Raw genomic sequence first — 26,607 nt, forward strand, 5'->3', positions numbered from 1 at the left:
CTCTCTTTTAATATTGTTCTTTTGAATAATCCGCGCCAAGCCATTTTTCGCTTAGTTTTTTTAATGTCCCGTCGTCAATAATCGACTGTAGCGCCTTGTCGACATCTTTACTTAGTTTCGTTTCATTTTTTCCAAGCATGAAATATACTTTCGCATTGGATAAAACATCGCCAACTACTTTTTCTTTGATGGCGCTCGTTTTATTTTGAAAATCGACTGCAAAAGGCGTGGAAATCGTTGCATCGGCGCGGCCTGTTTTTAATTGATTCGCTGCATCGTTTGATCCTTGTCCTTCATAGGCAATCTCAAAATTATTACCTTGCTCTTCATTAATTTTCTTTAAAATAAGTGCGCCGTTCGAAGTGGCACTTGTAATGACGCGTTTTCCAGCTAAATCTTTTGTACTATTTATGCTGTTATTACTATCTAATACCGTCAACTGCAACGGGAAATTATTATACGCTACATCATTAAATAAAAACTTCTTCTCACGTTCCTTACTTTTTTCCATTTGATGCGCAACGATATCTACTTTTCCAGCTCCAAGGCTAACTAATAAATTGGAAAAATCCATCGTTTTAAATTTGAATTTATAGCCTGGTAAACGTTTATCGATTTCTTTAACTAGTTCAACGTCATAGCCTGTTAATTTGCCGTTTTCATCTAAAAAGCAGACATTCGGAAATTGCGTCCCTGTTCCAACCGTAATTGTTTGTACTTTTTCATTGGCTGCTTCTGGTTCATTTTCCGCTCCACATGCGCTTAAAGCCAGTGCTGCCGTGAGTGCCAGTGCCAAAATCCCATATTTCTTTTTCATTCTTTTTCCCCCTTTTTATGTCCAGCTAGGTATTCCAAGTAGTGTGGCGTCGAATTTTTCTGGAATTAAGATTTTCCGCATCATCACACCAACATCACCGTCTTCTTCATGTTCAAAATAAACTTCATAACCGCGACGCAAGTACATATCAAGCAACCACGGATGTTTCCTGGCAGACGTTCCAAGCGTAAGTGCCGGAGCTTTCAAAGTATCGCGAAGTACTCGCTCTTCTACATATGTTAATAATTTATCGCCAATCCCTTGTCCTGCAAGTTCTGGAGCTGTTGCAAACCACCAAACAAATGGATATTTGGAAGGCGGTGAACTACTCTCCCACGGAAAACGAACAGTAATTGTCGAAATTAATTTACCACTGCGCTCTAAAACAAACGCAGAAGAATTCACAATGTTTTCTGTTACCATTGCCAAATCAGCATTAGTTGAAGGCCAATCAATCCCCAGTTCTTTCACAGATTGAAAAGCACTTGATAACAATTCTAAAAACTCCGGCGCATCATCCACAGTCGCCACTCTAAAAATATCTTCTGTCATTTCCCGTTCTCCTCCTTACACTTCCACTGAATTTTGATTTAATAATGAAATAAATTGACTTAATGCGAGGTCTAGTCGTTCTTTCGCAGAAGCATCAATTTCATAGAGCCCATCCCCGAGCCGTTCAATTTGCTTATCCACCGTAAACTGACCTTTTAAAATCGTTTCGGCTCCAAGTTCTTTTAAAACTGGATCCAGTGCGTATTGCAGTGCAAGTAAATGACCATTTGACCCGCCAAGCCCTAGTGGCAAAACGACTTTTCCTTTTAAAGCTTTGAGTGGCAACAAATCCAAATAGGCTTTTAGCACCCCCGAGTAGGACGCTTTAAAAATAGGTGTCGCGATAATAACGCCAGAACTCTTCTCTACTTCGCTATTCGCAAGTTGAATATCTGGATGTGTAAAATCCGCAGTTACTAACGCTTCTGGCTGAATTTTATGCACTTCGATAATTCTTACTTCAGTACCATTATTTACTAATTCATTTGCAGCTAGTTGGATTAAACCTGTAAGCCGAGATTCCGTTTTGATTCCCCCAGCAATAATCGTCACTTTTCCCATCAAATCGCCCCTTTTAATTCGCATCAACTTACTTGGTTTTCAGATATTAGCTATACTATAAAGTAAAAGATTCTGTTTGGCTAATCAAAAAAACTAATGGCTAACCACAGTAATACTAATACTTCTCCCTCAATCCGCATTATTCCTATGAATTTTATCAGATTAATAAATTGCTTCTGCTAATTTTACGGTGTATACTGTTAGAAATATCAAAAAACTCCAATATGAAGGGGGAATTATATTGGAATTTCGAACCATTAAAACTTTTTATACAGTGGTTAATACGGGAAGTTTTCAGCGCGCAGCAGAAGTATTAAATTATTCGCAGCCGACTATTTCGATGCGCATTAAACAATTGGAACAAGATTTAGATGTCCAATTATTCGAACGCGGCAAAATATTAAAACTAACACACGCAGGCAGACTGTTCTATGAAAGAGCCGGCCAGCTTATCGCCCAATATGAAGTGCTCGACCACACCATTTTTGACTTAAAAAATGGCAATGCTGGGCTAATTAAAGTAGGCATATCTGAACCTAGCGCCAGCCTTGTTTTACCGCAGATTTTAAAGCAGTTTTTAACTGATTTTCCAAAACTCATGGTGAATGTGGCGGTGGATGACGCCAATACATGTAGTCAAAAATTAATTGACGGGGAAATTGATTTCGCGATTTGTGGGGAGCCAGAGCTGATTTTGGAGAATTTTTACTTTCCATTTTTCCATGATACGTTAGATTTAATTGTGTCAGAAAACCATCCGTTAGCTTCGCGGGCTTCGGTAGAGTTGCTCGATTTACGCGACGAATGCTTTATTTTCACTCCAGCAAACTGCCCGATTCGCATTCAAATTGAACAACATCTAAAACGCGCCATCGGTAGTGATTATAAAAAAATGGAACTCACGAGCAGCATGTCGCATAAATATTTCGTGCGTGAAAACGTTGGTGTATCTATCTTTACTAGCACCGCGCATTCAGAACTACTGGCAGGAACGGTTCGCATTCCAATTAATAATCTACCAATTTCACCACCGATTGGTCTGCTAACGAATCAAAAAGAAAAAGATTTTGATAGCACAACGAAAGAATTTATCGACCGCATTATTTATTATTTTGATGATAAAAAAAGACAGCTAGACTAAATGGTTAGTCTAACTGTCTTTTTCTTAAAATTCTAATTGCAAATTCGCCTCTATCGCGAGCAAGTTATCACGATACACTTTCATTTCTTTACGAGTAATGGTCCCATTTTCAAAATAATGTTGAATCGTCTCGCGTTCAATTTGAGAAGCTAAGTCAATAGTTGTTTGTAGCGCTTCATCATCGCTCTCTTTTTTATTCGACAGATGACCTAACGCCCGCTCAAAATTCATTAAATAAAGCGAAATGATTTCTGGGTTAAACTCATTTGGATCTAGTTCTTGTAATTTTTGAATGACGAATTGATTGTTTTCATTTTGCAATTTGGCGCGTTCTTTTCGGCGCTCGTCAAACGTAAGTGGCACAATTCGGAAATCGCGAATGCTGTGACTTAAAAGTTGGCGATACCTTTTTCTTGCACGGTACTTCTCTGCTCGTGTTTGGACATAAAGTCGTTTTCCGAGCCGCATCATCAGCGAAAGCCCCACCCCAGTATCAATTTTTCGCTCAAAAACTAACCTTCTTGTGTTTTCAAGCTGCCATTCTTGCGTTAACCTTCGCAACTCTCGCTCCGTCGCACTTACTTCTTTATGCTCCATCAACGAGAAAATCCGATTATTATACATATTTAACACTTTATTCATTTCTACTGTATTTTCATCTGTTTTATAAGCTTGCAATTGCTGCACGATATCACGAAGCAACATAATATCTGTCGTATGATCCGCCGTAACAACATCCTTTTTCGCTGCAAAAAGTGGTAAAGTGAAATTGGCCAGAAGTAGCGTCGTAATAATAACTCCTGCCGCAATAAAAATCAGCAAATCCCTCTCAGGAAAAGCATCGCCATTTCCAAGCACAAATGGTAATGACAGCGCACTGACTAATGTTATCGTTCCACGAACCCCAGCCACCGTATATAGAAAAGTATTTTTCAACCGGCTAACTAAATCGACTTTCGGGTTTTCCTCGTAATTGCGGAAGAATAAAATCCATAAAAACCGTAACCCGAGTAGCAAGAAAGTAATTCCTAAAATATACACGAATAGCATACCTTTTTGGATATTCGCGTCTTGCCAAATGGTCGTCAAAATTTGCGGCAACTGCGTCCCAAGTAAAATAAATACCAAGCCATTTAAACTAAAAATAATCACTGACCAAGTGTTTTTTGAAAGCAAGTTCAATTGCGCCATTTCAGGATTTATTTTTTTATAACTAAATGAATGCACCATTCCACCGCTGACTACGGCCAAAATTCCGTTCACACCAATTTTTTCTGCCACCATAAAAATCAAAAAGGGCAACAAAATTTCCATTAGCATAAAAGAAGTCATATTTTCAATTCCTAGCTGGCGTAAACCACGCATAAGGCCGATTTTCAGTATACTAAGTACTGCTCCAAGTGCAATCCCACCAAGCGATAGCAGCAAGAAACTAGTTCCAGCTGACATAAACGAAAACGTTCCCGTTACAAGCGCCAAGACAGCGAATTGAAATGAAACAAGCCCAGAAGCGTCATTAATAAGCGATTCGCCTTCTAAAATATGCATAATTTTATGTGGCACCCTTACCTTTTCAGCTAACGCACCGACCGCGACCGCATCCGTTGGCGCCAGTGCCGCAGCCAGTGCAAATGCAGCCGCAAACGGTATCGCTGGAATTAAGTAATGAATAAATGCACCCAAAATCCCTACCGTGACAAACACTAATCCAATCGATAGCGATAAAATAGCCTTACGATTTTTCCATAAAGATTTCTTATCCGTACTAGCCCCATCATTAAAAAGAATTGGCGCCATAAAGAGTAATAAAAACAACTCCGGATTCAAATCCATCGTATGATCACCAAGCGGAATCGCTAAAACAATCCCAAGCAACACCTGAATTAAAGGCACCGCAATACTCGGCAAAAATCGACTTAACACATTCGATAAAAACACTGCACTTAACATTAATAATATCAGTTCAAAAATCTCCATTAATACATCCCTCATCCCCGTATTCCTGCCACACAACTAATCCCCGAGTGTGGAATTTCTACCGTTCCCATATTAGCAAAAAAACATTCTGGAAACATCCGTCTCTGTATGGAGTTTTCCGCTTATCTTCCCTCTTTTTGATAAACGATTTGCTCATTCACAACTGTCATCATAACGCTCATATCACGCAATTGCGCTTGTTGCACTTGAAATGGATTTTCTGCCAAAATCGTAAAATCGGCTACAAAACCTGGTGCAATTTGTCCGCGCGTTTCCTTTTTATAACTCGCAAAGGCAGCACCTTTTGTATAAAGTTGAATGGCTTCAAACACCGTGAGTGCTTGTTCCAGTGAGTACACCGCACCATCCAAGTCCGCATTCGCAGTCCTAGTAACAGCAGCATGAATTCCCCAAAATGGATTAGGTACTTCAATCGGTGCATCACTTCCCCCAGCTAAAGGAAAACCAGCTTGTAGCAATGATTTCCAAGCAAAAGCGAGCGGTGGATGATTTTCACCAAGCACATCTAGCGCCCACGGAAGGTCACTTGCCATAAATTGCGGCTGTATATCAAACAACACAGGTAGCCCCGCCGCTTCCGCTATCAGCGCTTCCGTAAGCCAAGGAGTGTGAATCAGTCTATCATATTGCCCTGCTTTAGGCGGATATGTTCGTAGCGTGCGAATTACATTGGCAAAAGCTTGATCTCCTAAAATATGAATCGCAACAGGCAATCCCGCTTTCCTTGCTGCTTTAACCAAATCTTCAAATGCTTCATCCGTGTGAATTTGCAACCCTTTTTCAGCTGGATTATCCGCGTACCCAGCACTCATTAGCGCGGTACGTGAGCCGACCGTTCCATCATAAAAAATCTTCATAGCTCCTAATTCTAAAAATGCATCACCACTAACAAAACTTTCTTGTGAAGCCGAAAAAGCTGCTAATTCCGCATGATGAATTAACAAATGCGCACGAAACGGTAATTGATCCGCACCAACTGTTTGTCGAAAAGCAGCAAAAGTAGATTCAAATCCTGTGAAATAATGTAAATCTTCCGAGTGCGCACCAGTTATCCCTTTCGACCATAAATCAGTTATCGCAATTTCTAGCCATGCTCTCAATTCAGAAGGCGTCGCTGCCGGAAACGCATCTATCGCTAAAGTCGTTGCATTATCTCTTAAAACACCAGTAAAATTCCCCGCATTATCACAAACAATTTCACCACCACCATCGAAACCATTTTCCGAAAAGTCTACGATATGAGCTTTTAAAGCAGAATTAATCGATACGCTATGATAATCAATCCGGCGCACTAAAATCGGATTCGTTTGACTCACTGCGTCTAAATCCGCCAAAGAAATCAGACTTTGTTCATCTGACCATTTATTCTCATCATATCCTTCCACAAATAGCCACTCATCAGGCGCTAGTTGCTTTGTTCGTTCCGCAATCAGTGTTAGAGCCTCTTTTTTCGTTGTCGTTTGGTTCAAATTAAGCCGTTCTAAAGCTTGTCCATACCAAAGCAAATGAATATGCGCATCAACAAATCCAGGAAAAACCACTTTTCCTCCCAAATCAATCGTTTCCGCAATTTCAGTCGCAAATTGCTGTTCCAAGTCCCTAGCTTCACCAACCGCATGGATTAGACCATTTTCTGTTAAAACTGACGAGACTTGCGCTCCTTCAGCAGTCATTTGATAAAATATACCGTTTTTCCATAATTTCATCGTTTATTCCCCCTGATTGATAGAAATTTTCAAGGCAGCTTTTTCTTGTTGATCCTTTTTCTGTAAAATTTGTTGTAGTGTGATGCTGATTAGTGCGCATCCTAGTAAAATAAATGCGCCAATGAATAGTGCTTTCATGCCGCCAAGATTTTGAACAACGATTGCGCCCAAAAATGGTGCGAGCATTCTAGCTGCTGTCGCCATCCCATTCACTAATCCTTGATACAAACCAGCTGCTCCTTTTGGTGCAAGTTGGTAAGCAATCGTTGGAATCGCCGGCCAAGCAAACATTTCGCCGATTGTTAAGAACGTCATCCCTAACACAAAACCGCTATACACGCTTGCATTCATTGCGACAACGAACGATAAAATAAATAATGCAATACCAATATAAATTTGCGCTAATAAGTATTTTTTAAATCTGTTAACCACTGGGATTAGAACTAGTTGTCCCAGTACAATAAGTGCGCCATTTAAGCTCCATAAATTACCGTATTCGCTAGATGTCACACCTTTTATTTCCGTCATATAAGTAGATAAATTCGACTGCCACTGCACATGCGGCAATTGGCATAGCAAATATGTCAGCAACAATAGTATGAAAGAGCATAACGCAAGCTTGGTCGGAAATTCTCGTTTCGCTCCTTTTTTACGATGTTTTGTCTCAGCGCTTACCTTCTCTGATTTCCAGTCGATCTTATGGAAATAGAAGAAAAAATAGGCCGCAAAAGCAATCGCAAACACAAATGAACCAATATAAACATGACTCATTCCTTGTTTAGCTAAAAGTCCTGCAAGTAAAGGGCCAATCGCAACTCCGATATTTTGCGCGACATAAATCGCATTAAAGCCTGTTCTCCCGCCAGTCGGATGTGTTAAACCCGCAGCTGCATAAAGTCCCGAAAACACCATTCCCATCGCGATACCAACCGCCCATAAATTCCAAATAAAGAACGGAAATCCGTGAAAGAAGCATAACGAAGCGGTTGAAAGCACTAATATAATCGTGCCAATCGTAAGCGAAATAAAACCAGAAAAACGGTCGAAAATTAGCCCACCGATAATGCTAGAAATAATTCCTACACCTGAATTAATCAACAATACTAATGAAGCATCCGTTGTCGACATGCCTAACTCTTGTGTCATGTAAATCATATTGAAAGGCCAAATAAACGAGAGCCCTGTATATAGTAACACCATTCCAATAATAACAATCCATAAATCCTTTGGTAACCATTTTGTCATTTCCTACACTTTCCCTTCATTAAAACTCACCTTTTTTAGGGTATCACACCCAACCACTTTCGCAAAGAAAAATTTCACTAAAAAACCACCTAGCAAAATTTGCTGGTGGCTAATAAGGGACTGGCGATAAATCCCTATCATGGTTACTTCTAAGTGTACTATGAATTCGAATATTTGTCTGTGCTAATATAGGAAATATTTCATTTATTTTTTTTTACTATCTCATCGTATGCTATATCTCTCAAATAGCTATGAAATTCTACTACATCTATTTCGAGGTAATAACCTAATTCAAAAAGAATAGCACGCTTTTTCAGTTCCTTCACTTGGACAGCACATAATTCTTTTGAAACAACTTGTATGATTTCTTGACGGAAAAAGTCTTGCGCAATTTTCCACGAAGTAGTATGCAATCTCAATGGCATTTCATTAATGAACCACTGAATACAGTCATTTTCATCTCTATCTAAAAAGTTCATTTCTACAGCAATTAAATCTGCTATATCCATATCCCCCATAGTTTTCAATATTTCAGCTACGTATGTTAATGGAATTTTCCATGCCACCGTTTTACAAAGTGGTCTAATGGTTGTTTGTTCTCGCGTAAAACCAAGAATACTTCCTTTGCCCCAAGAGCTATTTCTTTCGGCATATTGTGTTATATTACCTTCATCAATTGCGTAAACATACTCACTATTTTCTGGGCAGTTAATGATTTCTTCCTCGTCCCAATACACTAGTTCTGCTACTTCTTGAAATCTTGGATTGTTTGTCAAAGTGAGCATCAATTCCATAGTAAACTTTTCTTGCATTTGTTTTGCCTCCTAAAAATCATTACGCCATTGCAGCTTCCTTTATCATAATAAAAAAGAAGCGAGTGAATAGTTCTCAAAGAACCGTCTGCTCGCTTCTTTTGTCCATTTTGTGACAAAATTACTGATGCACTTTTTACAATGTTAATTTTTTAACGTTTTATCGGAAATTAATATAAAAATACATCATTTGTTTCTAGATTCACCTTTTCGAATAACCCACCAAAGGGAAAGACAAGTAATTCCTTGGAAGACGAAAAATAATCCAAGAATAATACCAATCGCGATTGCTACTAACGTATTCGTGAACAAGGAAATGACCGCAATAATTAGCCCGATGATTCCCATAATAAGTAGCAATGTCCATCCCGGGAAACCTTTAACAGCAAAAGCCGTTAAGATTCGTAAAATCGCGGATGCTAAAATCCAAATTGCGAAAATGATAATGAAAATACGTTCAGCCATATTCGACTCGAAAATCGCAAAGCCACCAACAAGGATAGATAAAATCCCATCAAGCATAATCCATTTGGAAATGCTCCAATATTTTCGTTCGCCAAAATAAGAAATCACTTCATTAATCCCATTTAAAACTAAAATAATCCCAATAAAAATAGTTAGTGCTTGCAGTGATGTGCTTGGGTTAAACATTAAATAAATACCAAGACCAATCATCGCCACACCGAGAATTAAAACAAAATATGTGTATAACTTTCTCATATTTCCACCCCTTTTTTAATGATTAGTAAGTAATGATCCTGCCGCTTCATCGATAATAAAGACTACATTTGGATGGTTTCGTAAAATCGATGCTGGACAACTTTCATCAATTGGTCTTTCAAGTAACCCTTTGACCGCTTCTGCTTTACGTTCGCCGGAAGCAGTTACTAAGATTTGTTTCGCGTCCATCATATCTGCTAAGCCAAGTGTCAACATTTGGGACGGCGCTTCATCTTCTTTTAAGTTGTTGTACATGATTGTGCTTTTGATAGTAGATTCATCGCTATCTGCTAAAAATAAACGTGCATCAAATGGCGTGCCTGGTTCGTTCGCGCCAAGATGTCCATTTACCCCTAAGCCTAAAATTTGCAAATCGCGTTCATTTTCAGCCAAAATTTTCTTATAACGAGCAATTTCGTCTGTAAAATCAGCTAAACTACCATCTAGTAATTCTACTCTTTTTGGCATTTTGGTAATTAAGTCATAGAATTTTTGGTGCATGTAAGTGTACACGGTGAAAGAATCATCGCGCTTCGCTACATACTCATCTAAATTCATTAAAAATACTTTTTCGATTGGAATTTCGCCTGCATTGATTCCTTTGACAAGTCCCTCGAACATACCATCAAAACTTGCTCCTGTTGTTGTGTTGATGACTGGATTGTCATTTGCGCTAATCACTTGTTTGACAACTTCCAGTGCTTCTTGTGACATTTCTTCGTATGTTTTTGTTCTAATTAATTTCATTAAAAAATCCTCCTCTATATGCTTTCATTACCCGAACTATTATTTCTAAATCAAGCCATGCTTTTGGAAACTAGCAAATAGGCCATCTTCGTCAACTGATTTAGTTACGTCATCCGCCAGTTGTTTTAATTCTTCTTTTGCGTTTCCCATAGCAATACCAGTTTCACAGTATACAAGCATTTCGGCGTCATTCATGCCATCGCCAATACCAATCGTAGCTTTTTTATCGCCACCAATATGTTGAAGCAAGAACTCAATTGCCGTCGCTTTATGAATATCCGGAACCATTAATTCCCCGCTGTCATCCCCAAAAATAGGCACAGTACAATGCATTACTTCAAACTTGCCGCTAAATTCTTTCTTAATTTCTTCAAATGGCACAGCTTTATTTTCTAGGAAACAAGCTTTATTCACATCTGTACGATACAGGTTTGTTTCCCCGTAAGTTAAACCTTGGACAAATGGATGCGGGTTGTTCACTTTTTTCTCGCGTGCGATTGGGTCGTTTTCCACATCACCATACACTAATTTATCTAAACGGGCTTCAAGTTTTGGACTAGCAAATAAGCCCCCGTTCGATTCTAAATAAAAGTCTAATTCTTTTTCCATAAAGAAATCTACCATATGAACAACATCTTCGTTCGCTACTTTTTTATGGTAAATGATTTCGTTGTCTACTTCGATGTAGCCGCCACCAGCGCCGATAATGCCATCAAAGCCAATCGATAAAATGCTTTCATACAGTTCTGGTTTTGATCGTCCTGTGCATAAATATACTCGATGTCCGTTGTTACGGGCTTGGATTATCGCTGTTCTTGCAGATTCTGGAACAAGTCCATCATCACTTACAAGCGTACCATCTACATCTACAAATACTATTTTTTTCATCATGCAATACCTCTTTTCGCTCGTTAATAGTTTAATTATAGCATTTCTTTGCTGGGAAGGCGCCCCATTACACAACAAAAAACATCGTACCATGAATTTCCATCACGATACGATGTTTTTAATTACTATTTTAAAACTGGCCAAAAGGCTTCATTTTCAATAATCATTTCATCTAGTACTTTTTTAGCAACGGTTGCGTTTGGTACAGATTGGTTAAGCGTGAATGCTTGCAAGGCTTTTTGATAGGAATTTTCAAAGAATGCGTCTACTAAAAGTTTTTCAGCCGCAACTTGTGCTTCCATCATCCCTTTGTGGAAATCGCCAATCGCAGGTAACGAAATTGCTTCCACACCAGTCGCACCCACATACGCTGGTACTTCCACTACTGCGTCACTACGTAAATTAGGAATAGCTCCTTTGTTTTCTACAATCAACATAAAGCGACTTTTCTCGTCGTTCAGCAAGGATGTTGCGATATCTACAATATATAAGCCGTGTACGCCGAAGTAGAAATCAAGAACATCTCCTTTTGCTTTATTACGAATTTTTTCTGCCATTTCATGTGTTTTTTGTTCACGTCCATCCATGACTGTGTTGGCACGTGTATAGTTTGGATCTGCGTAATCAACATACATATCTGGGTACAAGTAATATTCTAGATAGTTATTTGGTAAGTTATCTGGGAAGTTTTGTACCATGAAGCGAATCATATTGAATGCACGGTTCCAACTTGGATCTTCTTCTTTGATTTCCTGTACTTTTAGTTTTTCTAATAGTTCTGGCATAATATCACGTTTTAAGGATTTATCATAGATTTTTGTATACCAGCCAAAATGATTTAAACCGTAGTACGTAGCAATCCAGTTATCACGATCATAACCATAATTTTTTGCTAGAGTATCTTCAATACCAATCGTCATATCACAAACATTAATCATCTGAATACCAGGGAATTGTCTGCGTACTGCTTCAGAAATAATTGTTTCTGGGTTCGTATAATTTAAAATCCACGCTTCCGGTGCATACTTTTGAATATATCCAACTAATTCTAAAAGTGGTCCAATGCTTCGTAGTCCGTATGAAAAACCACCAAGGCCACATGTTTCTTGTCCAACTAAACCATGTTTCAACGGGATTTTTTCATCTTTTTCACGCATTTTAAGTCCGCCAACACGAATTTGTGAGAAGATAAAATCCGCACCCGTAAATGCTTCTTCCGGGCTTAATGTCTGAACTAATTTAATAGAGGAAAATCCTTGTTGGTCTAACATGTATTGAATGATTAAATACATGTTGTCATTTCTTGTTGCATCAATATCATATAAACGAATTTCCGCAACTGGCAATCTTTCTTGACCATTTAGTACGGCTTGAATAATCCCAGGTGTGTAAGTACTGCCACCACCGGCGATAGTAATAATTTGTTTTTTCATGTCTAGTCACTCCTTATACTTAATCATTGTTGTTATAAATAGTCTGTAGTAACTCTATGCATTGATTGTATGTCCCGCACTCACTTATTTTTTCTACATATGATTTATTAGATGCTATCAATGACAAAAAATCATTAATAAGTGGTGCTTCCGTTCCATCTAATTCTTCAATCATCGGAATAGTAATTAGGCTAACTTTGTGCGCATCCCACGTACACGGCTTTTTCAAAATGCAAAACAGGATACCACTTTTATTGGCAACATTTTTAATCGGATGGGGTAACGCAATACCCGTCGGAATCGCCGTTGAAAATAGTTGCTCGCGATTGTATAATTTTTCTGTAAAACTAGCCGGTACATAATTTTTATCAATACAATATTGGCTGAGCACTTCGATTGCTTGATATTTCTGTTCATAGTCATAGCTAGTTAAGAACAATTCTTCGTGCAAATATTTCTCTTTAATATAGGCAAATTTTTTCTGTTTATTCGCTTCCATCGTTGCCGAAAGTTGTTTTTTGATTGTCACTTCTTCAATTAAACCAATATTACCAGATAAAACGATACACGGGACTTCTGCCGGCAAGTCTATTTTTTTAGTAGAAATGCACAAATCCACATCGATATTTTCCGATAATAACAATTGAAACTGTTTGTTATCCGTAACGTCAATCACTTCTACATTGACGCTTCTTAAAACTTCTGCCAATTGTTCACGTAAGTAATACAGTGCAGCCTTGCCTTCCAAAACAATTAATGCAATCCGTACTACTTGGCTCAATTGGTGCCTAGCTTCTATTTTCCGGTAATATTGATACAAATACATGACTAATAAAATAATTTCTTCTTGATTCAAAATCACCCCAAGACGTTCGAGTAATTTTTCACCAATAAAGATAGCAATATCGAGTAAATAACTGTACTGTTGCGTAATAATATGGGTAACTTGATTTTTAATAACAATACCTCGTTTAGCACGTTCAATCGCAATAAAAATATGTTTCGTCATATCACTTGTTATTTCTAAATCAGTCGTAAAATCGATCAAATACACCTGTTTTATCTCTTCTAAAACTAGTAAAATTTCTTGATATAAACCATCCTCGAGCACCATTTTGGTCGTAACTTTTGCTTCAAAATCATTCATCGTAACTATTTTTTCGTGAGCAGCTACTATAAATTGTTTCATTTCAGCAGAAACATCATAACCCTCCTGATGTAATGTCTCAAAAAGTTGTTGTAAAAATGGGTTATGAATGTCAAATATTGTCTGTAAATCTGGATGTTTTCGGTAAAACGCACTACCATAAATAAGTTGCGCGAGTAGAATAGTTTCATCAAAATATTTTAATACTAGCTTGTGTTCATCCATCACCGCTAAAACGATTTGGCGGATTTTATCATGGTTAATCTCCGGAAAGCATTTTGTTAATAACACTATTTTTATCGCATCATCAAAACTCGCAATCCGGTTTAATAACTCCATTTTCATTAGTGGCGTGGCGCTAATTGCATAGACCCCATCACTCGAATGGATAACGACATCCAAGCCGAGTAATTGCTCAAAGTAACCACGTAGCCACTGAATGTCACGTTGTATAGTAGATTCAGAAGTGAACGTTTCTGTTGCAAATTCATAAAGGTCCACGCCATCATCTACAAGTAATTTTTGAATTAACAGAGCAATTCGCTTTTGTTCAACTCCGGTTTGCTCCTCAACGTCAAACGGGAATGGTTTTTCCATATTATAGGCATATCCCAACTTTTTAGACGTAAAGATAAAATCCTCACCTAAATTTTCTTTAATAACACGTATATCATTTCTAATTGTCCGATCACTTATTCGGAATAAGTCCGCTAATTTTTTCCCAAGCAGCCAATTATTTTCATTATACAATGTACTTAAAATGTTTTTTTGACGTTGATTAAGCATTTTTTAATCACCTATTTCATTTTTTTGGAATATCATGATAGGAAATTAATTCTACAATATTGTCATTAATAAACTGGCGCATTCTTGTGGAAATCAAACTTTCTAATTCATTCGCGCGTGGCATTGAAAATGTCGAATTTTCCAGAATAAAACTATCAAGATAACCAGGATGAGTCATGATTTCTACATAATCATAACATAAAATGGAAGACGCATAATCATAAATATAATCTAAGTTTTCATATGCTCCATACGGAATTTCAAGCGGCTTTTCCCACATAAATTCTACATGTTCAAACCCATTTGTATCATGATTTCGAAGCGGAATACCCACTTCTTCCGCAAGTCGTTTCGCTGCATTAATCGCCGATTGATAAATATCTGTTGAGAATAAGTGACTATCTAGATGACTTGGTTTTTTCTTCATAAATTGAACGAATCTTTGGTATTGCGCTTTAAACTCTTGGTAGACTTCTTCTTCGACATACGGATAATCCGGCGTAATAAATTTTGGCTTAATCATTTCACCAGTTTCATCAACTAAAGATGCTCCATTTGTCATTGGTTTCCCAAGTGTTAAATTGAGATGTAAACCAATTCCAAGCGTTGGCGTTTGTTTAGACAGCTCCACAGCATGTTCAAATGCTGGCATTGTTACCATTAAGGTCGTTGAAGTAAGTACACCTAAATTATGCGCATCAATAATCCCGTAGTTAATCGCACGTGTGAATCCAAAATCATCTGCATTTATAATTAGCTTCATTGCTGCTCTCTCCTTACTTTTCATCCAAGCGCTTATACAAGTTAAGCACTGATTTTACTAGGTCGCAGTAAACGAAAGCATTCATTAAATGATCTTGCGCATGAATAAGTAGTAGAGAAACTTCTTTAGCATCGCCACCTGATTCTTCTTGAATAAGCGCTGTTTGTACATGATGAGCATCTTTCAAAGACTGATTCGCTTGCTCGATGCATTCTTCCGCTTTATCAAATTCACTTTTTTCGGCGTGTTGGATTGCTTTTAGGAATAATGAAGAGGCATCTCCAGCACTTGAAATGATTTTAAATGATTGTAATTCTGTGCCTTCCATTATTTCCCCTCCGTCGTAAATGTATTCGTGCCAGCTTCTTTGATCTTTTTGAAAGCAGCGATAAGGATTGGAACTGCATTCATATTTCCATAGTCTTCTTTATCAATAACCTCAACAGGTACATTTAAACCGCGTTCTTTTGTTGTTTCGATAACTTGCTCGTAAGCCATCGACAATTGTGGTCCAAGTAAAACAATCGATACGTTGTCTAGGTGGTCCGAATACTCATCTTTACCCCAAGCCTCAATTGTAATACCTTTATCTTTAAATTTTTCTGACGCGGCAATAGCTTCTTCCATTTTTTTCACTAAAATAGAAGTGGATAATCCGCCAAAACATACTAACATAATTTTCATAACAATCGTCCTTTCCTACTTAAAAATCGAAATCATCTAGACTAGCTTCCAAATCACCGCTATTTTCTTGCGTAAGCGCCTCTTTTTCCGCTATTTTAAAGAATGGATAGTAAATAAGTGCTGAGCAAATCAAGATTAAGCCAAGTACGATTACGTATCTCCAGTCAAATGAAGCGATAATAGCCCCGATTGGAACTGGAACATACGGAGAAACCATCGTGAATGGATTCATTAGCCCTAATTTGATAGAGAACCAACCAATCAGTGCAGCAATTTGAGGTGCAGCCATCATTGGAATGAAAAATCTCGGGTTTAATACAATTGGAACCCCAAACATTACTGGCTCATTAATGCTGAAGAATGTTGGCAGTAACGCTAATCTGCCAAGTGTTTTATAGCGTTTCGATTTAGAGAACATCATGATAACTACCAGCGCTCCAGTCACTCCAGCTCCTGTTACACCAACGATGCTCCACATGAAGTCAGGTGTGAAAATAAGCATGGAAGAAAGCGGCTCTCCTTTTGCAAGTGCAGCTGCGTTCGCGTCCACATTTTGGAAAGCAACACTAAGCCAAACTGGCGCCATTACAGAATAACCATGAATACCAAACCACCATAATAGTTGTTGAATAAAAATGATTAACATAATACCAGGTAGCGTATTTACAAGTGAAGTTAATGGCGAGAATAACGTTTGAATCAACGCAACAACACGAATTCCACTAAGTGACTCCACCCCGAAACTTAAAATGGCAATAATTAATACGGAGAATAAAATCGGCCATAAGTTTTCAAAAGAGCGTAAAATTGGCGTTGGAACACCTTGCCCTAAATTAATAGTAAATTTCAGTTTGTTTTTGAAAATATGAAGAATTTCTACAGATAGTAAACTAATAACTAAAGCAACAAAAATCCCTTCACCAGCAAGATAAGTGACATCACTTCCGCCAGTTTCAAGTGGTCGTACAGCAACAACTACAAAACTCATTAAAGCTGTAACAATAGCACCGATGTCCCATAAGTTACGTTCCTTGGCATAGTAATAGGCAACAAAAACAGCAACATACACAGACATCAAACCGAATGTAGCAAAATAAATCGGTGAGGTAATGTTGTTAATATACGCGGCAACAGATGCGATCCAACTAGGTAATTTTGGAATTCCGCCTAGTTGTTGGAATAATACAGGTACAGCACCTACTAAAGTAATTGGTACTAATGCCATCATTCCTTGACGTATTGCCTTCATCTGGGTGTTACTTTCTAAAACTTTTGCAAACGGTAATAGCCATTTTGACAGAAATCGTTCTAATGCTTTCATTAATTTCATTTCCTTTCCCTAAGCTGTTATAACCTTATGATAGCGCATACAAAAAAACCTCACAATTATTCTTATTTCCTAAGCATAGGAAATCATTATCCACTTTCTTATAAACACAAAAAAATCCTTATAAAGTAGTAGCTACTTTATAAGGATTTCACTATTTTAGTTTTCTAAAGCCATTAATTTTTGATTATCGTCTAGTGCTGATTCGTGCGCATCGTGACGTTTTTTCAAGTGACTCATGGATAGATAAAGTAAGCCAACACATGCAATCATGATGATTGTAAGAACGAGCATCGACATACTGTATACATTTGGTCCCATACCGGCTGCCAGTGACTCTCTAAAGGCATAAATCGAGTAAGTCATTGGTAGGAACGGATGGATTAAGTTGAAGAACCATCCTGTAAGTGGCATTGGGAATGTTCCGCCTGATCCCGCTAATTGAACAATGAGTAATACCATCGCGATGAATCGTCCTGGATTATCAAATGTCATAGCAAGGAGCATGATAAGGAACATGTATGCAAGTGCTGTAATTATCGCTGTTCCGAAGAATTCAACAATGCTATCTGGTCTTAGTCCTAGTGCTATCATGATACCACCTTCAAGAAGTGCCATCGCAACCGCTGCGACAAAACCAAGTGATAGTTTACTTAACCACCATTTATAAGCTGGTTGACCTTCCATCGAAACACGTCTAATTGGCATAATGAAGTTGAATACCAGTGCGCCAACATATAGAGCAAGTGATAATACATATGGTGCTAATGCATGACCATAGTTGCTTACGTGTGTGTATTCGTTATGAGCCAGTTTTGTTGGAGAGGCAATCATATTGAATGTTTTATCTGTTGCTTTTGTATCTTTTACTTGTTGTGCTCCGTCTGCTAGTTTATCAGTTAACTCTGTGCTTCCGTCTGTCAATTTAGTTAGTCCATCGCCTAATTGGAAGGAACCGTTCGCTAGTTTGGAAGAACCATCGGCAATTTTAGAAGAACCGTCTGCGAGTTGTCCTACGCCTGAAACTAGTTTTGGTGAATTAGCTGATAATTGGTTTAAACCGCCTGCTAATTGACTAGAACCAGCTTGAAGTTGGTTAACTCCGCCAGCAAGTGTTGGAACTTTGGCAGCTAGTTGATTTGTTCCGCCTTGTAACTCTGTTGCTCCAGAACGTAATGCCGCTGAATTGCTTGCAAGTTTGTTACCGCCAGCATTTAACTGACTTAATCCGTTTTCCATATTCGCACTACCAGCAGCAAGTTGGCCTACGCCAGAAGTTAGAGTTGGGATTTGGCTGTTAAGTTGATTTGTTCCAGCAACTAATTTCGCGTTACCAGCTTGTGCTGATTTTAATCCCGCAGTTAGTTGGTTCGCGCCGCCAAGTAATGTTTGACTGCTAGAACCATTGATTGCTTGGTGGATGCTGTTGAATGCTTCGTTTGTTCCACCGTGAACTACTTTGTATCCAGCCGAAATTTTCGCTACACCAGTTTGTAATTCTTTAACTTGTGTTTGAAGTGCTGCTAAATCAAGACCTGATAAGCCGCTTTGTAGTTGTTCGACTGTCGCTACTTGAGTGGCAGATTTTTGTGTTTCTTTATCTAAATCGGCTTGAATTGCATCAATGATTTTTTGTTTATCTTCTGCACTCACGCCAGCTGTTGCATTAATTTTTGTTTTAATTGCTTCGGCATCAAAGTTCGCGTTCGATTTAATAAATGTTAAGCCACTTTGTAAATCGGTTAAACTTTTTTGTAATGCTTCTAATTGTTTGGCAAGTGCTGCATCTTCGCCATTTACGCTTTTGTTTAATTGGTCAATACCTTGTTGTAGGTCGTTCATACCTTGTTTTAATTGCGCAATTTTCCCTTGTGGATCGGTTAAATTACCATCTAACTCTTTTAATCCTGCTGAAAGTTTATTGCTGCCATCAACGAGTGAATCTAAACCTGTTGCAAGGCTGTTTTGACCGTTATTTAGTTGTGTTACGCCAGATGCTAGAGCTGGTACGCTGCCATTCATTTTGTTCAATCCAGCTGATAAGGCAGTGGACCCAGTGTAAGCTTGATTAATTCCACCTGCTAAAGTGTCTACGCCTGATGTATAAGTGGAAACCCCGCTTGATAATTTCGTTGCCCCGCCGTCAAGTGCTGCGACACCATCTTTTAGTGGTCCTACACCAGCTGCAAGTGTCGAAACACCCGCATTTAGTTTATCTCCACCAGCGGCCGCCGTATTCACGCCATCTGTGTAGGTTTTCAAGCCAACTTCTAATGTATTAGCGCCATCTTTGAAAGTTAACGAGCTATCTGCGAGCGTTTTTAAGTTCGTTGAAATGGTTTTATTACCTTCTTGTGATTTTTCAAGGCCATCTTTAATTTTTCCAGAGCCATCTGCAGCTTGGGCGAACCCTTCACCAGACTCTTTAATTTTATCGAAAATTGCTTCCGCGTAGGATTTTGTTACTTCAGCGGAAACCTCATTTTTCAATTGTTTGGCACCTTGTTCACTTACAACTTGACCTAAATAGTTAAGCGAGCCGTTTGTTTGATAGCTTAATTCCATTTTTTTCGGATCTTTATCTAAAACGGATGCTGCATTTTTAGAGAAATCTTTTGGAATTGTGACAACCATATAATATTTGCCATCTTTTAAGCCTTGTTCCGCATCTTCTTTGGAAAGAAAATTCCAATCGAGTTCTTTGTTGCTTTTCAGTTTTGTAACTAACTGATCGCCAACATCCATCGTTTGACCATTATAATCAACCGGTTTGTCATTGTTAACTACCGCTACTGGTAAATCCCCTGTTTTGCCGTACGGATCCCAGACGGATTTTAAGAAAAAGCTTGCATATAAAAGTGGAATAAACAGAATAACTACAAATGATAAAAGCAATATTTTGTTTTTAAATAATTTTTTCCACTCATTTTTTACCATATCCATTTTACTACCGCACTTCTTTCTTTTAAAGATTTATTACGCTTCGTTCCAATCTATGATAGTGGTTCGTTCTTTCCCAATCACTTGCTCTACTAAAACAGATAATTTTTGTGAGTATAAATAATTCGCGTATTCTTTATCAGCGTTTCTAAAAGCACTTGTAATCGTGTGAATACCGGATTCTGCAAATTCATGATAGTCCGAGAAAACAGTGTGGATTAAGTCTGAGTCTGGGTATGTATCGATTTTCCCTTCCACTGCTTCTACGATATCCAGCAAATTAATTTCTTCCGGGTCTTTAGCAAGTGTGAAGCCGCCGTTATTACCGGAAACTGAATTAATCAGCCCACTAACGACTAACTTTCTCAAAATTTTACTAATATAAGACGGTGACGAATCACGCAAACGGTGATGAATAGTTACGGAAGAAATGGGAACATCTACCTTCTGGGTGTACAACATCGTCATAATACAAAATACCTGGTCCATACTTTTGCTCAACTTCATCATTAAATCCTCCCTCTTCCCATTATTACCTTTCAATATCCTTAATGGACATTTAACATCTATATACAATACACCCATTTTTTTTAAAGTGCAAGTGTTTTTTACTAAAAATGGAAAAAATTTAATGAATGCGTTTGCTGCAAATAGAACAACTACAAGCATTGTCTCAAAAATTTTTCCTGGCTAAGAAAAAAACTGGAATAATTTTTGAAAACAAACGTGCTAATCTTATAACTGTTCCAACAAACAATGACTTAGGAGGTGCTTTTCTCGTGTTAACTGATGATGTTCCAAAAAAATCACATTTACCATTAATTAAGCATCATTCTAATTATCTATAGCTTCGTTTAAACGTATTTCCGCAAACAAAAATATTTTGGAGGTAATACACAATGACTAAACAAGCAAAGTCTTTAACCTTATTCGGATTTTTCGCCATCACGGCTTCCATGGTTATGACTGTTTATGAATATCCAACATTTGCCACTTCCGGCTTTCATCTAGTATTTTTCCTGCTTCTTGGTGGATTTTTATGGTTTTTGCCTGTCGCTTTATGTGCAGCAGAAATGGCAACGGTGGATGGTTGGCAAGAAGGCGGTATTTTTTCTTGGGTAGGAAACACGCTCGGGGAACGCTTTGGTTTTGCCGCAATCTTCTTTCAGTGGTTTCAAATAACAGTTGGATTCGTTACAATGATTTACTTCATTCTCGGCGCGTTGTCCTATGTATTTGATTTTCCCGCGCTCGAATCTAATCCTTTTATTAAATTTATCGGTGTGTTAGTTATCTTTTGGGGGCTTACTTTCTCCCAATTAGGCGGTACAAAAAAAACGGCTAAAATCGCTAAATTTGGTTTTATTATCGGTATTCTCATCCCAGCAATCATTTTATTTATTTTAGGTATTGCTTACGTTGCTGGTGGAAATCCCCTTCATGTCACTTTTTCCAAAGAGGCGTTTATCCCGGATTTCTCAAAAGCTTCAACATTAGTCATCTTCGTGTCATTTATACTCGCTTACATGGGTGTTGAAGCTTCCGCGAGCCACGTCAATGAAATGACCAATCCAAAACGCGATTATCCACTAGCAATGATTATGCTCGTTGTTTTAGCCATCGTGCTTAATACAATCGGCGGCTTAACTATCTCCGCTGTGTTACCTTTAAAAGATTTATCCCTTAGCTCCGGCGTTGTGCAAACATTCCAAGCATTAATTTTACACTTTGGTTCCGGCTTAGGTTGGGCAGTAAAACTAATCGCGATAATGATTGCACTAGGTGTCATGGGTGAAGTCAGTGCCTGGGTAGTCGGCCCATCACGCGGCATGTACACTGCAGCCGAACAAGGCTTACTTCCCGAAAAAATGAAAAAAGTAAATAAACACGGTGTCCCTGTGCCACTTATTATGGTTCAAGGCGTCGTAGTTACCATTTGGGCAGCTATTCTCACATTTGGTGGCGGCGGTAATAATTTATCCTTCCTAACCGCAATTTCCTTAACCGTTGTCATTTATTTAGTCGGCTATTTACTATTTTTCATCGGCTATTTAGTACTTATTTTCAAAAAATCAAGCTTAAAACGCACTTACCAAATCCCTGGTGGCAAAATTGTCAAAGTGATTGTGGCGCTAATCGGCTTAATAACATCTGTATTCGCTTTATGTATCTCATTTGTTCCACCAGCATCCATCGCCGCAAAAAGCGATATGACCTACATTGTTATCTTATCAATCAGTTTTATCGTCACTGTGTTAATTCCATTTATCATCTACGCTGTGCACGATAAAAAAGACACCACACCAAAAGATATTACCCATTTAGGTGCAAGCGACATCAATAAATTCACTCATCCAAGAGCTCGCGGCGAACATATCATTAATCCCGACGAAAAACATATTATGAATCAAGACAAATTATAGGAGGAAAAAATCATGTTATATAGTAAAGAAAATCAAGAAAGCTATTTAGAACCCGTTTTTGGATCAAGTGCAGAGGATCGTGATATTCCTAAATACACCTTAGGAAAAGAACCACTCGAACCTCGAATTGCGTATCGTTTAGTGAAAGACGAACTTTTAGATGAAGGTTCCGCCCGCCAAAACCTAGCTACTTTCTGCCAAACATATATGGAAGACGAAGCAACCAAATTAATGTCCGAAACCTTAGAAAAAAATGCAATTGATAAATCCGAATACCCAAGAACAGCCGAACTAGAAAATCGTTGCGTCAACATTATCGCTGACTTATGGCATGCTCCAAAAGATCAAAAATTCATGGGGACTTCGACAATTGGCTCTAGTGAAGCGTGTATGCTCGGTGGAATGGCGATGAAATTTGCTTGGCGAAAACGCGCTGAAAAACTTGGTCTTGATATCTATGCGCAAAAACCAAACCTCGTTATCTCATCCGGCTACCAAGTCTGCTGGGAAAAATTCTGTGTTTACTGGGATATCGATATGCGTGTCGTTCCAATGGATAAAGACCATATGCAACTCAATACCGACCAAGTACTCGATTACGTTGATGAGTATACAATCGGCGTTGTCGGCATCCTTGGTATCACCTACACAGGCCGCTACGACGACATCTACGCACTTAACGAAAAACTAGAAGAATACAATAGCAAAACCGATTATAAAGTCTACATTCACGTTGACGCTGCAAGTGGCGGTTTCTTCACCCCATTTGTCGAACCAGACATTATCTGGGACTTCCGTTTGAAAAACGTTATCTCGATTAACACTTCCGGTCACAAATATGGCCTCGTTTACCCAGGCATCGGTTGGGTGTTATGGAAAGATAAAAGCTACCTACCAGAAGAACTCATCTTTAAAGTCAGCTACCTTGGTGGAGAAATGCCCACTATGCAAATCAATTTCTCCCGCAGCGCCAGTCACATCATCGGCCAATACTACAATTTCTTACGCTACGGCTTCGAAGGCTACCGCACCATTCACCAAAAAACTAGCGACGTCGCACGATACCTGGCACACGCAGTCGAACAAACCGGCTACTTCGACATTTACAACCACGGCTCCCATTTACCAATCGTCTGCTATAAATTAAAAGAAGACGCCAATGTAAAATGGACATTATACGATTTAGCGGACCGTCTCCAAATGCGCGGCTGGCAAGTTCCCGCGTACCCACTACCAAAAAATCTAGAAAATATCATCATACAACGTTACGTCTGCCGCGCTGATTTTGGTTTCAATATGGCAGAAGAGTTCATCCAAGACTTCCAAGCTTCCATCGAAGAACTTAACAACGCCCACATCCTCTTCCACGATACCCAACAATCTGGCGTCCACGGCTTTACACACTAAGAAAAAGGCTAGCCCCTCAAATAGGCTAGCCTTTTTTCATGTTCTTTTATTCTAAGCGCCTGAATCGCATTTTCCAAGTCTTCTAAATCCCGATCAAAAAACGCCAAGGAAATTGGAATAATCGTCCCTTGCACCGCTTCCTTCAATTCCATCTCACTGTTCGGATGACAAAGCACAATCGTCGGCTCACTTGACTCCGCTAAAACCTCATTCAGCTCCTCCACCGAATTAAACATCGTCTCATTCACCGTCACCTTCCGCCCAAGTTCCTCTTCCACCTGAAACTTACACGACTCAAAATTAATCAAATTAAACGAAAAAATACAAATTTGCACCGGATTATTCCATTTATAAATAAGCGGATATAAATGAATCGTCAAATAATTTATATGCGAATCAATTAACAACGTACGCCGCCCACTTGCCTTATTCCAGCGCTCCAAAACACTTTTCACAACCAAATAAAGCGGCTGATACTTCTTATCCAACAACCGTTCATTGCTCGGAATAAGCCCCTGCAAATTAAACAACGTCTTCTTCAAAAAATAACAAAGCGCCGCCCGAAAAAGCGAATGATTAACAACTTCCACACCAAAATATTCTTCAAATAAATCGATTAAAGCTTGCAAATCCTCATTTTTCAAAATCAATTCATTAAACTGCTCCAACTCCACTTTCTTCATCGAAGCATCAATAATACTAAAATTAGTCGAATAATAAATCAACATCAAATACAAATAATCATTATACGAAAATTCCTGATTAAGCCCTTTTTCTAGCGTTTCCTTGCTACTTTTCCGAACCATATCAAGAAACCTAGACGACTCAATATATTTCTGACACTGTTCATCCAAAATAATCGCACTTGTCGGAATATCCCTCTTGAATACCATCGAAATCAGCGACCGGAAATACGCATGTCCTTCCGCATTATGCGCCAATGCATCAATATTAATCCGCAAATTCAAAGTCGCCATAAAATCATCAATCAATTTCTTTTCACTATCTAAAAGCGGATAAATACGTACGCCATATTCCGCCTGAAGAAGCGCAATCAAATATCGAACCCGGTACTCCTTCCCAGTAATCCGATTATTATCAAGCGTCAAATCAATTTCCCGAAGAAACTCCTCCACCTTATGCTTCAACCGATATGCATGCGAATGCGAAATAAAATACGTATCCATAAAATCAGTAAACTTACACTCCTCCACATTCGTAACAAAAAACGCCATACATTTCAAAAACATCGAGTTATCATATAACTTATACAAAACTTTACGCTCCGTTGCCCCGTTTTGCAACTGACATCGATACACCCAATTATCCGCACATTCCTTCATCTGGATAACCATTAAACCTGCAAGTTCCTCATTCAACGCATGAATATCCGACCGCACCGTCACCCGCGAAGTCCCCATATATTCTGCAATTTCATCTAAATTCGTATGCTTATTCTTAAGTAGAAAATCACAAATCAAACATTTCCTTTTGATATCCTTTTCAATATAATTCGTAAGCATAATTATCCTCTCCGTGAAAGATTAATCAACAATAGCTATCGGTCTTCTCCTTGTTAAAACGCTCACATATAAATAGAAATAATTCCATTTTTAAACTTTAATTTTAAGAACATTTAAATGTAAGCCTCTCCTACTAAATTGATGTTTACCATTTCTATTTATAACACAACTTTTAAGCATAATCTACCGTTGAACTAAAAAAATACCAACGAATCGTTAGAAACGTTGGTATCATAGTATACCGGCGGCCGGGGTCGAACCGGCACGCCCTTGCGGGCACAGGATTTTGAGTCCAGCGCGTCTGCCAATTCCGCCACGCCGGCGTAACAATATAATAAATTATAACTTTAAAACATTAATTATGCAAATGGAGGCGCCAACCGGATTTGAACCGGTGATAAAGGTTTTGCAGACCTCTGCCTTACCACTTGGCTATGGCGCCGCACAATGTTCAATTTAAAAAGCGGAAGACGGGGTTCGAACCCGCGACCCCCACCTTGGCAAGGTGATGTTCTACCACTGAACTACTTCCGCATTAACTGGGCCAGCTGGATTCGAACCAACGCGTGACGGAGTCAAAGTCCGTTGCCTTACCGCTTGGCTATGGCCCAACAATTATATTAGACTTAAAAAAAAAGGGCGGATGATGGGAATCGAACCCACGAATGCCTGAACCACAATCAGGTGCGTTAACCACTTCGCCACACCCGCCATTATTTTATTATATGGCAGGGGCAGTAGGAATCGAACCCACACTGGAGGTTTTGGAGACCTCAGTTCTACCTTTAAACTATGCCCCTATAAATGGTGGAGGGGAGTGGATTCGAACCACCGAACCCGAAGGAGCGGATTTACAGTCCGCCGCGTTTAGCCACTTCGCTACCCCTCCATATTAAAAAAAGAAAAAAAGTGGCTTGGGACAGAATCGAACTGCCGACACCTTGAGCTTCAATCAAGTGCTCTACCAACTGAGCTACCAAGCCATAA

Annotated in this window: 22 protein-coding genes and 8 tRNA genes; 3 read left to right on the forward strand and 27 right to left on the reverse strand. The window is 38.8% G+C overall.

Features of this window, described 5'->3' with window-relative positions:
• Positions 1-7: 7 nt before the first annotated feature.
• From HCJ55_RS02520 to ssuE, 3 genes are read right to left on the reverse strand one after another with little or no spacing between them, the layout of a single operon-like run.
• On the reverse strand, positions 8-817 hold the full coding sequence (locus HCJ55_RS02520) for an amino acid ABC transporter substrate-binding protein (RefSeq protein WP_185501832.1): 810 nt from the start codon (positions 815-817) through the stop codon (positions 8-10).
• 15 nt (positions 818-832) lie between these two features.
• On the reverse strand, positions 833-1,369 hold the full coding sequence (locus HCJ55_RS02525) for a GNAT family N-acetyltransferase (protein WP_185501831.1): 537 nt from the start codon (positions 1,367-1,369) through the stop codon (positions 833-835).
• Between the two features lie 15 nt (positions 1,370-1,384).
• The gene (gene ssuE / locus HCJ55_RS02530) at positions 1,385-1,930 is read right to left on the reverse strand and encodes an NADPH-dependent FMN reductase (protein WP_008948597.1); all 546 of its coding nucleotides are present in this window, start codon (positions 1,928-1,930) and stop codon (positions 1,385-1,387) included.
• 241 nt (positions 1,931-2,171) lie between these two features.
• Here ssuE and HCJ55_RS02535 point away from each other — a divergent pair, with 241 nt between their 5' ends.
• Positions 2,172-3,071: a LysR family transcriptional regulator gene (locus HCJ55_RS02535; protein WP_008948598.1), complete on the forward strand. Its 900-nt coding sequence runs from the start codon at positions 2,172-2,174 to the stop codon at positions 3,069-3,071.
• Positions 3,072-3,095: 24 nt separating this feature from the next.
• On the opposite strand, the gene HCJ55_RS02540 is transcribed toward HCJ55_RS02535, so the two are convergent.
• From HCJ55_RS02540 to HCJ55_RS02610, 15 genes are all read right to left on the reverse strand, one after another.
• Complete coding sequence (locus tag HCJ55_RS02540; protein ID WP_185516888.1) at positions 3,096-5,048, reverse strand: cation:proton antiporter; 1,953 nt, start codon at positions 5,046-5,048, stop codon at positions 3,096-3,098.
• A 122-nt stretch (positions 5,049-5,170) separates the two neighbouring features.
• A complete protein-coding gene (locus HCJ55_RS02545) occupies positions 5,171-6,775 on the reverse strand; it encodes an amidohydrolase (RefSeq protein ID WP_185516890.1) in 1,605 nt (534 codons plus the stop codon).
• Between the two features lie 3 nt (positions 6,776-6,778).
• Positions 6,779-8,020: an MDR family MFS transporter gene (locus tag HCJ55_RS02550; protein ID WP_185501828.1), complete on the reverse strand. Its 1,242-nt coding sequence runs from the start codon at positions 8,018-8,020 to the stop codon at positions 6,779-6,781.
• 200 nt (positions 8,021-8,220) lie between these two features.
• Positions 8,221-8,832 (reverse strand): hypothetical protein, encoded by a 612-nt coding sequence (locus HCJ55_RS02555; RefSeq protein ID WP_185516893.1) that lies wholly within the window; start codon positions 8,830-8,832, stop codon positions 8,221-8,223.
• Positions 8,833-9,018: 186 nt separating this feature from the next.
• Positions 9,019-9,552, reverse strand: a complete 534-nt coding sequence (locus HCJ55_RS02560) for an HdeD family acid-resistance protein (protein WP_185516894.1) — start codon at positions 9,550-9,552, stop codon at positions 9,019-9,021.
• A 15-nt stretch (positions 9,553-9,567) separates the two neighbouring features.
• Positions 9,568-10,299, reverse strand: coding sequence for a glucosamine-6-phosphate deaminase (locus HCJ55_RS02565; RefSeq protein ID WP_185516896.1), 732 nt, complete (start codon positions 10,297-10,299; stop codon positions 9,568-9,570).
• A gap of 45 nt (positions 10,300-10,344) precedes the next feature.
• Positions 10,345-11,190, reverse strand: coding sequence for a Cof-type HAD-IIB family hydrolase (locus tag HCJ55_RS02570; protein ID WP_185516898.1), 846 nt, complete (start codon positions 11,188-11,190; stop codon positions 10,345-10,347).
• A gap of 122 nt (positions 11,191-11,312) precedes the next feature.
• Positions 11,313-12,620, reverse strand: coding sequence for a 6-phospho-alpha-glucosidase (locus HCJ55_RS02575; RefSeq protein WP_185501823.1), 1,308 nt, complete (start codon positions 12,618-12,620; stop codon positions 11,313-11,315).
• 19 nt (positions 12,621-12,639) lie between these two features.
• Positions 12,640-14,553, reverse strand: coding sequence for a BglG family transcription antiterminator (locus HCJ55_RS02580; RefSeq protein WP_185504128.1), 1,914 nt, complete (start codon positions 14,551-14,553; stop codon positions 12,640-12,642).
• A gap of 16 nt (positions 14,554-14,569) precedes the next feature.
• Positions 14,570-15,316, reverse strand: a complete 747-nt coding sequence (locus HCJ55_RS02585) for a carbohydrate deacetylase (protein WP_185516900.1) — start codon at positions 15,314-15,316, stop codon at positions 14,570-14,572.
• Positions 15,317-15,329: 13 nt separating this feature from the next.
• Positions 15,330-15,644, reverse strand: a complete 315-nt coding sequence (locus tag HCJ55_RS02590; protein ID WP_008948613.1) for a PTS sugar transporter subunit IIA — start codon at positions 15,642-15,644, stop codon at positions 15,330-15,332.
• The gene (locus tag HCJ55_RS02595; protein ID WP_185501820.1) at positions 15,644-16,000 is read right to left on the reverse strand and encodes a PTS sugar transporter subunit IIB; all 357 of its coding nucleotides are present in this window, start codon (positions 15,998-16,000) and stop codon (positions 15,644-15,646) included. Before HCJ55_RS02595 ends, HCJ55_RS02590 begins: the two co-directional genes overlap by 1 nt.
• 19 nt (positions 16,001-16,019) lie before the next feature.
• Positions 16,020-17,330 (reverse strand): PTS sugar transporter subunit IIC, encoded by a 1,311-nt coding sequence (locus HCJ55_RS02600; protein ID WP_228463568.1) that lies wholly within the window; start codon positions 17,328-17,330, stop codon positions 16,020-16,022.
• A 156-nt stretch (positions 17,331-17,486) separates the two neighbouring features.
• Complete coding sequence (locus HCJ55_RS02605; protein ID WP_185516902.1) at positions 17,487-20,270, reverse strand: YhgE/Pip domain-containing protein; 2,784 nt, start codon at positions 20,268-20,270, stop codon at positions 17,487-17,489.
• A 33-nt stretch (positions 20,271-20,303) separates the two neighbouring features.
• Positions 20,304-20,774, reverse strand: coding sequence for an Rrf2 family transcriptional regulator (locus HCJ55_RS02610; RefSeq protein WP_003723817.1), 471 nt, complete (start codon positions 20,772-20,774; stop codon positions 20,304-20,306).
• Positions 20,775-21,166: 392 nt separating this feature from the next.
• On the opposite strand from HCJ55_RS02610, the gene gadC reads away from it, so the two are divergent.
• The gene (gene gadC, locus HCJ55_RS02615; RefSeq protein ID WP_185516904.1) at positions 21,167-22,690 is read left to right on the forward strand and encodes a glutamate/gamma-aminobutyrate antiporter; all 1,524 of its coding nucleotides are present in this window, start codon (positions 21,167-21,169) and stop codon (positions 22,688-22,690) included.
• A 12-nt stretch (positions 22,691-22,702) separates the two neighbouring features.
• Positions 22,703-24,097, forward strand: a complete 1,395-nt coding sequence (gene gad, locus HCJ55_RS02620) for a glutamate decarboxylase (RefSeq protein WP_185516906.1) — start codon at positions 22,703-22,705, stop codon at positions 24,095-24,097.
• 8 nt (positions 24,098-24,105) lie between these two features.
• On the opposite strand, the gene HCJ55_RS02625 is transcribed toward gad, so the two are convergent.
• The 9 genes from HCJ55_RS02625 to HCJ55_RS02665 form a co-directional block, all read right to left on the reverse strand.
• Positions 24,106-25,620 (reverse strand): helix-turn-helix domain-containing protein, encoded by a 1,515-nt coding sequence (locus tag HCJ55_RS02625; protein WP_185516909.1) that lies wholly within the window; start codon positions 25,618-25,620, stop codon positions 24,106-24,108.
• 239 nt (positions 25,621-25,859) lie between these two features.
• Positions 25,860-25,943: transfer RNA gene (locus tag HCJ55_RS02630), tRNA-Leu, on the reverse strand.
• 45 nt (positions 25,944-25,988) lie between these two features.
• Positions 25,989-26,062 (reverse strand) — tRNA-Cys (locus HCJ55_RS02635).
• 20 nt (positions 26,063-26,082) lie between these two features.
• A tRNA-Gly gene (locus HCJ55_RS02640) sits at positions 26,083-26,154 on the reverse strand.
• A 5-nt stretch (positions 26,155-26,159) separates the two neighbouring features.
• Positions 26,160-26,231 (reverse strand) — tRNA-Gln (locus HCJ55_RS02645).
• Between the two features lie 27 nt (positions 26,232-26,258).
• Positions 26,259-26,331, reverse strand: a tRNA-His gene (locus HCJ55_RS02650).
• A 15-nt stretch (positions 26,332-26,346) separates the two neighbouring features.
• A tRNA-Trp gene (locus HCJ55_RS02655) sits at positions 26,347-26,420 on the reverse strand.
• Between the two features lie 5 nt (positions 26,421-26,425).
• Positions 26,426-26,509 (reverse strand) — tRNA-Tyr (locus HCJ55_RS02660).
• 21 nt (positions 26,510-26,530) lie between these two features.
• Positions 26,531-26,603: transfer RNA gene (locus tag HCJ55_RS02665), tRNA-Phe, on the reverse strand.
• Positions 26,604-26,607: the final 4 nt, after the last annotated feature.

The sequence above is a fragment of the Listeria marthii genome (assembly GCF_014227425.1).
Classification (GTDB): domain Bacteria; phylum Bacillota; class Bacilli; order Lactobacillales; family Listeriaceae; genus Listeria; species Listeria marthii.

What these genes read in the sequence shown, in the direction of transcription:
- HCJ55_RS02565 (WP_185516896.1), bottom strand. Translation starts at nt 10,299, where the DNA reads ATGAAATTAATTAGAACAAAAACATACGAAGAAATGTCACAAGAAGCA.
- HCJ55_RS02605 (WP_185516902.1), bottom strand. Translation starts at nt 20,270, where the DNA reads ATGGATATGGTAAAAAATGAGTGGAAAAAATTATTTAAAAACAAAATA.
- HCJ55_RS02545 (WP_185516890.1), bottom strand. Translation starts at nt 6,775, where the DNA reads ATGAAATTATGGAAAAACGGTATATTTTATCAAATGACTGCTGAAGGA.
- HCJ55_RS02525 (WP_185501831.1), bottom strand. Translation starts at nt 1,369, where the DNA reads ATGACAGAAGATATTTTTAGAGTGGCGACTGTGGATGATGCGCCGGAG.
- HCJ55_RS02575 (WP_185501823.1), bottom strand. Translation starts at nt 12,620, where the DNA reads ATGAAAAAACAAATTATTACTATCGCCGGTGGTGGCAGTACTTACACA.
- HCJ55_RS02550 (WP_185501828.1), bottom strand. Translation starts at nt 8,020, where the DNA reads ATGACAAAATGGTTACCAAAGGATTTATGGATTGTTATTATTGGAATG.
- HCJ55_RS02595 (WP_185501820.1), bottom strand. Translation starts at nt 16,000, where the DNA reads ATGAAAATTATGTTAGTATGTTTTGGCGGATTATCCACTTCTATTTTA.
- HCJ55_RS02580 (WP_185504128.1), bottom strand. Translation starts at nt 14,553, where the DNA reads ATGCTTAATCAACGTCAAAAAAACATTTTAAGTACATTGTATAATGAA.
- HCJ55_RS02560 (WP_185516894.1), bottom strand. Translation starts at nt 9,552, where the DNA reads ATGAGAAAGTTATACACATATTTTGTTTTAATTCTCGGTGTGGCGATG.
- HCJ55_RS02555 (WP_185516893.1), bottom strand. Translation starts at nt 8,832, where the DNA reads ATGCAAGAAAAGTTTACTATGGAATTGATGCTCACTTTGACAAACAAT.
- HCJ55_RS02590 (WP_008948613.1), bottom strand. Translation starts at nt 15,644, where the DNA reads ATGGAAGGCACAGAATTACAATCATTTAAAATCATTTCAAGTGCTGGA.
- HCJ55_RS02520 (WP_185501832.1), bottom strand. Translation starts at nt 817, where the DNA reads ATGAAAAAGAAATATGGGATTTTGGCACTGGCACTCACGGCAGCACTG.
- ssuE (WP_008948597.1), bottom strand. Translation starts at nt 1,930, where the DNA reads ATGGGAAAAGTGACGATTATTGCTGGGGGAATCAAAACGGAATCTCGG.
- HCJ55_RS02625 (WP_185516909.1), bottom strand. Translation starts at nt 25,620, where the DNA reads ATGCTTACGAATTATATTGAAAAGGATATCAAAAGGAAATGTTTGATT.
- gad (WP_185516906.1), top strand. Translation starts at nt 22,703, where the DNA reads ATGTTATATAGTAAAGAAAATCAAGAAAGCTATTTAGAACCCGTTTTT.
- gadC (WP_185516904.1), top strand. Translation starts at nt 21,167, where the DNA reads ATGACTAAACAAGCAAAGTCTTTAACCTTATTCGGATTTTTCGCCATC.
- HCJ55_RS02585 (WP_185516900.1), bottom strand. Translation starts at nt 15,316, where the DNA reads ATGAAGCTAATTATAAATGCAGATGATTTTGGATTCACACGTGCGATT.
- HCJ55_RS02600 (WP_228463568.1), bottom strand. Translation starts at nt 17,330, where the DNA reads ATGAAATTAATGAAAGCATTAGAACGATTTCTGTCAAAATGGCTATTA.
- HCJ55_RS02610 (WP_003723817.1), bottom strand. Translation starts at nt 20,774, where the DNA reads ATGAAGTTGAGCAAAAGTATGGACCAGGTATTTTGTATTATGACGATG.
- HCJ55_RS02570 (WP_185516898.1), bottom strand. Translation starts at nt 11,190, where the DNA reads ATGATGAAAAAAATAGTATTTGTAGATGTAGATGGTACGCTTGTAAGT.
- HCJ55_RS02540 (WP_185516888.1), bottom strand. Translation starts at nt 5,048, where the DNA reads ATGGAGATTTTTGAACTGATATTATTAATGTTAAGTGCAGTGTTTTTA.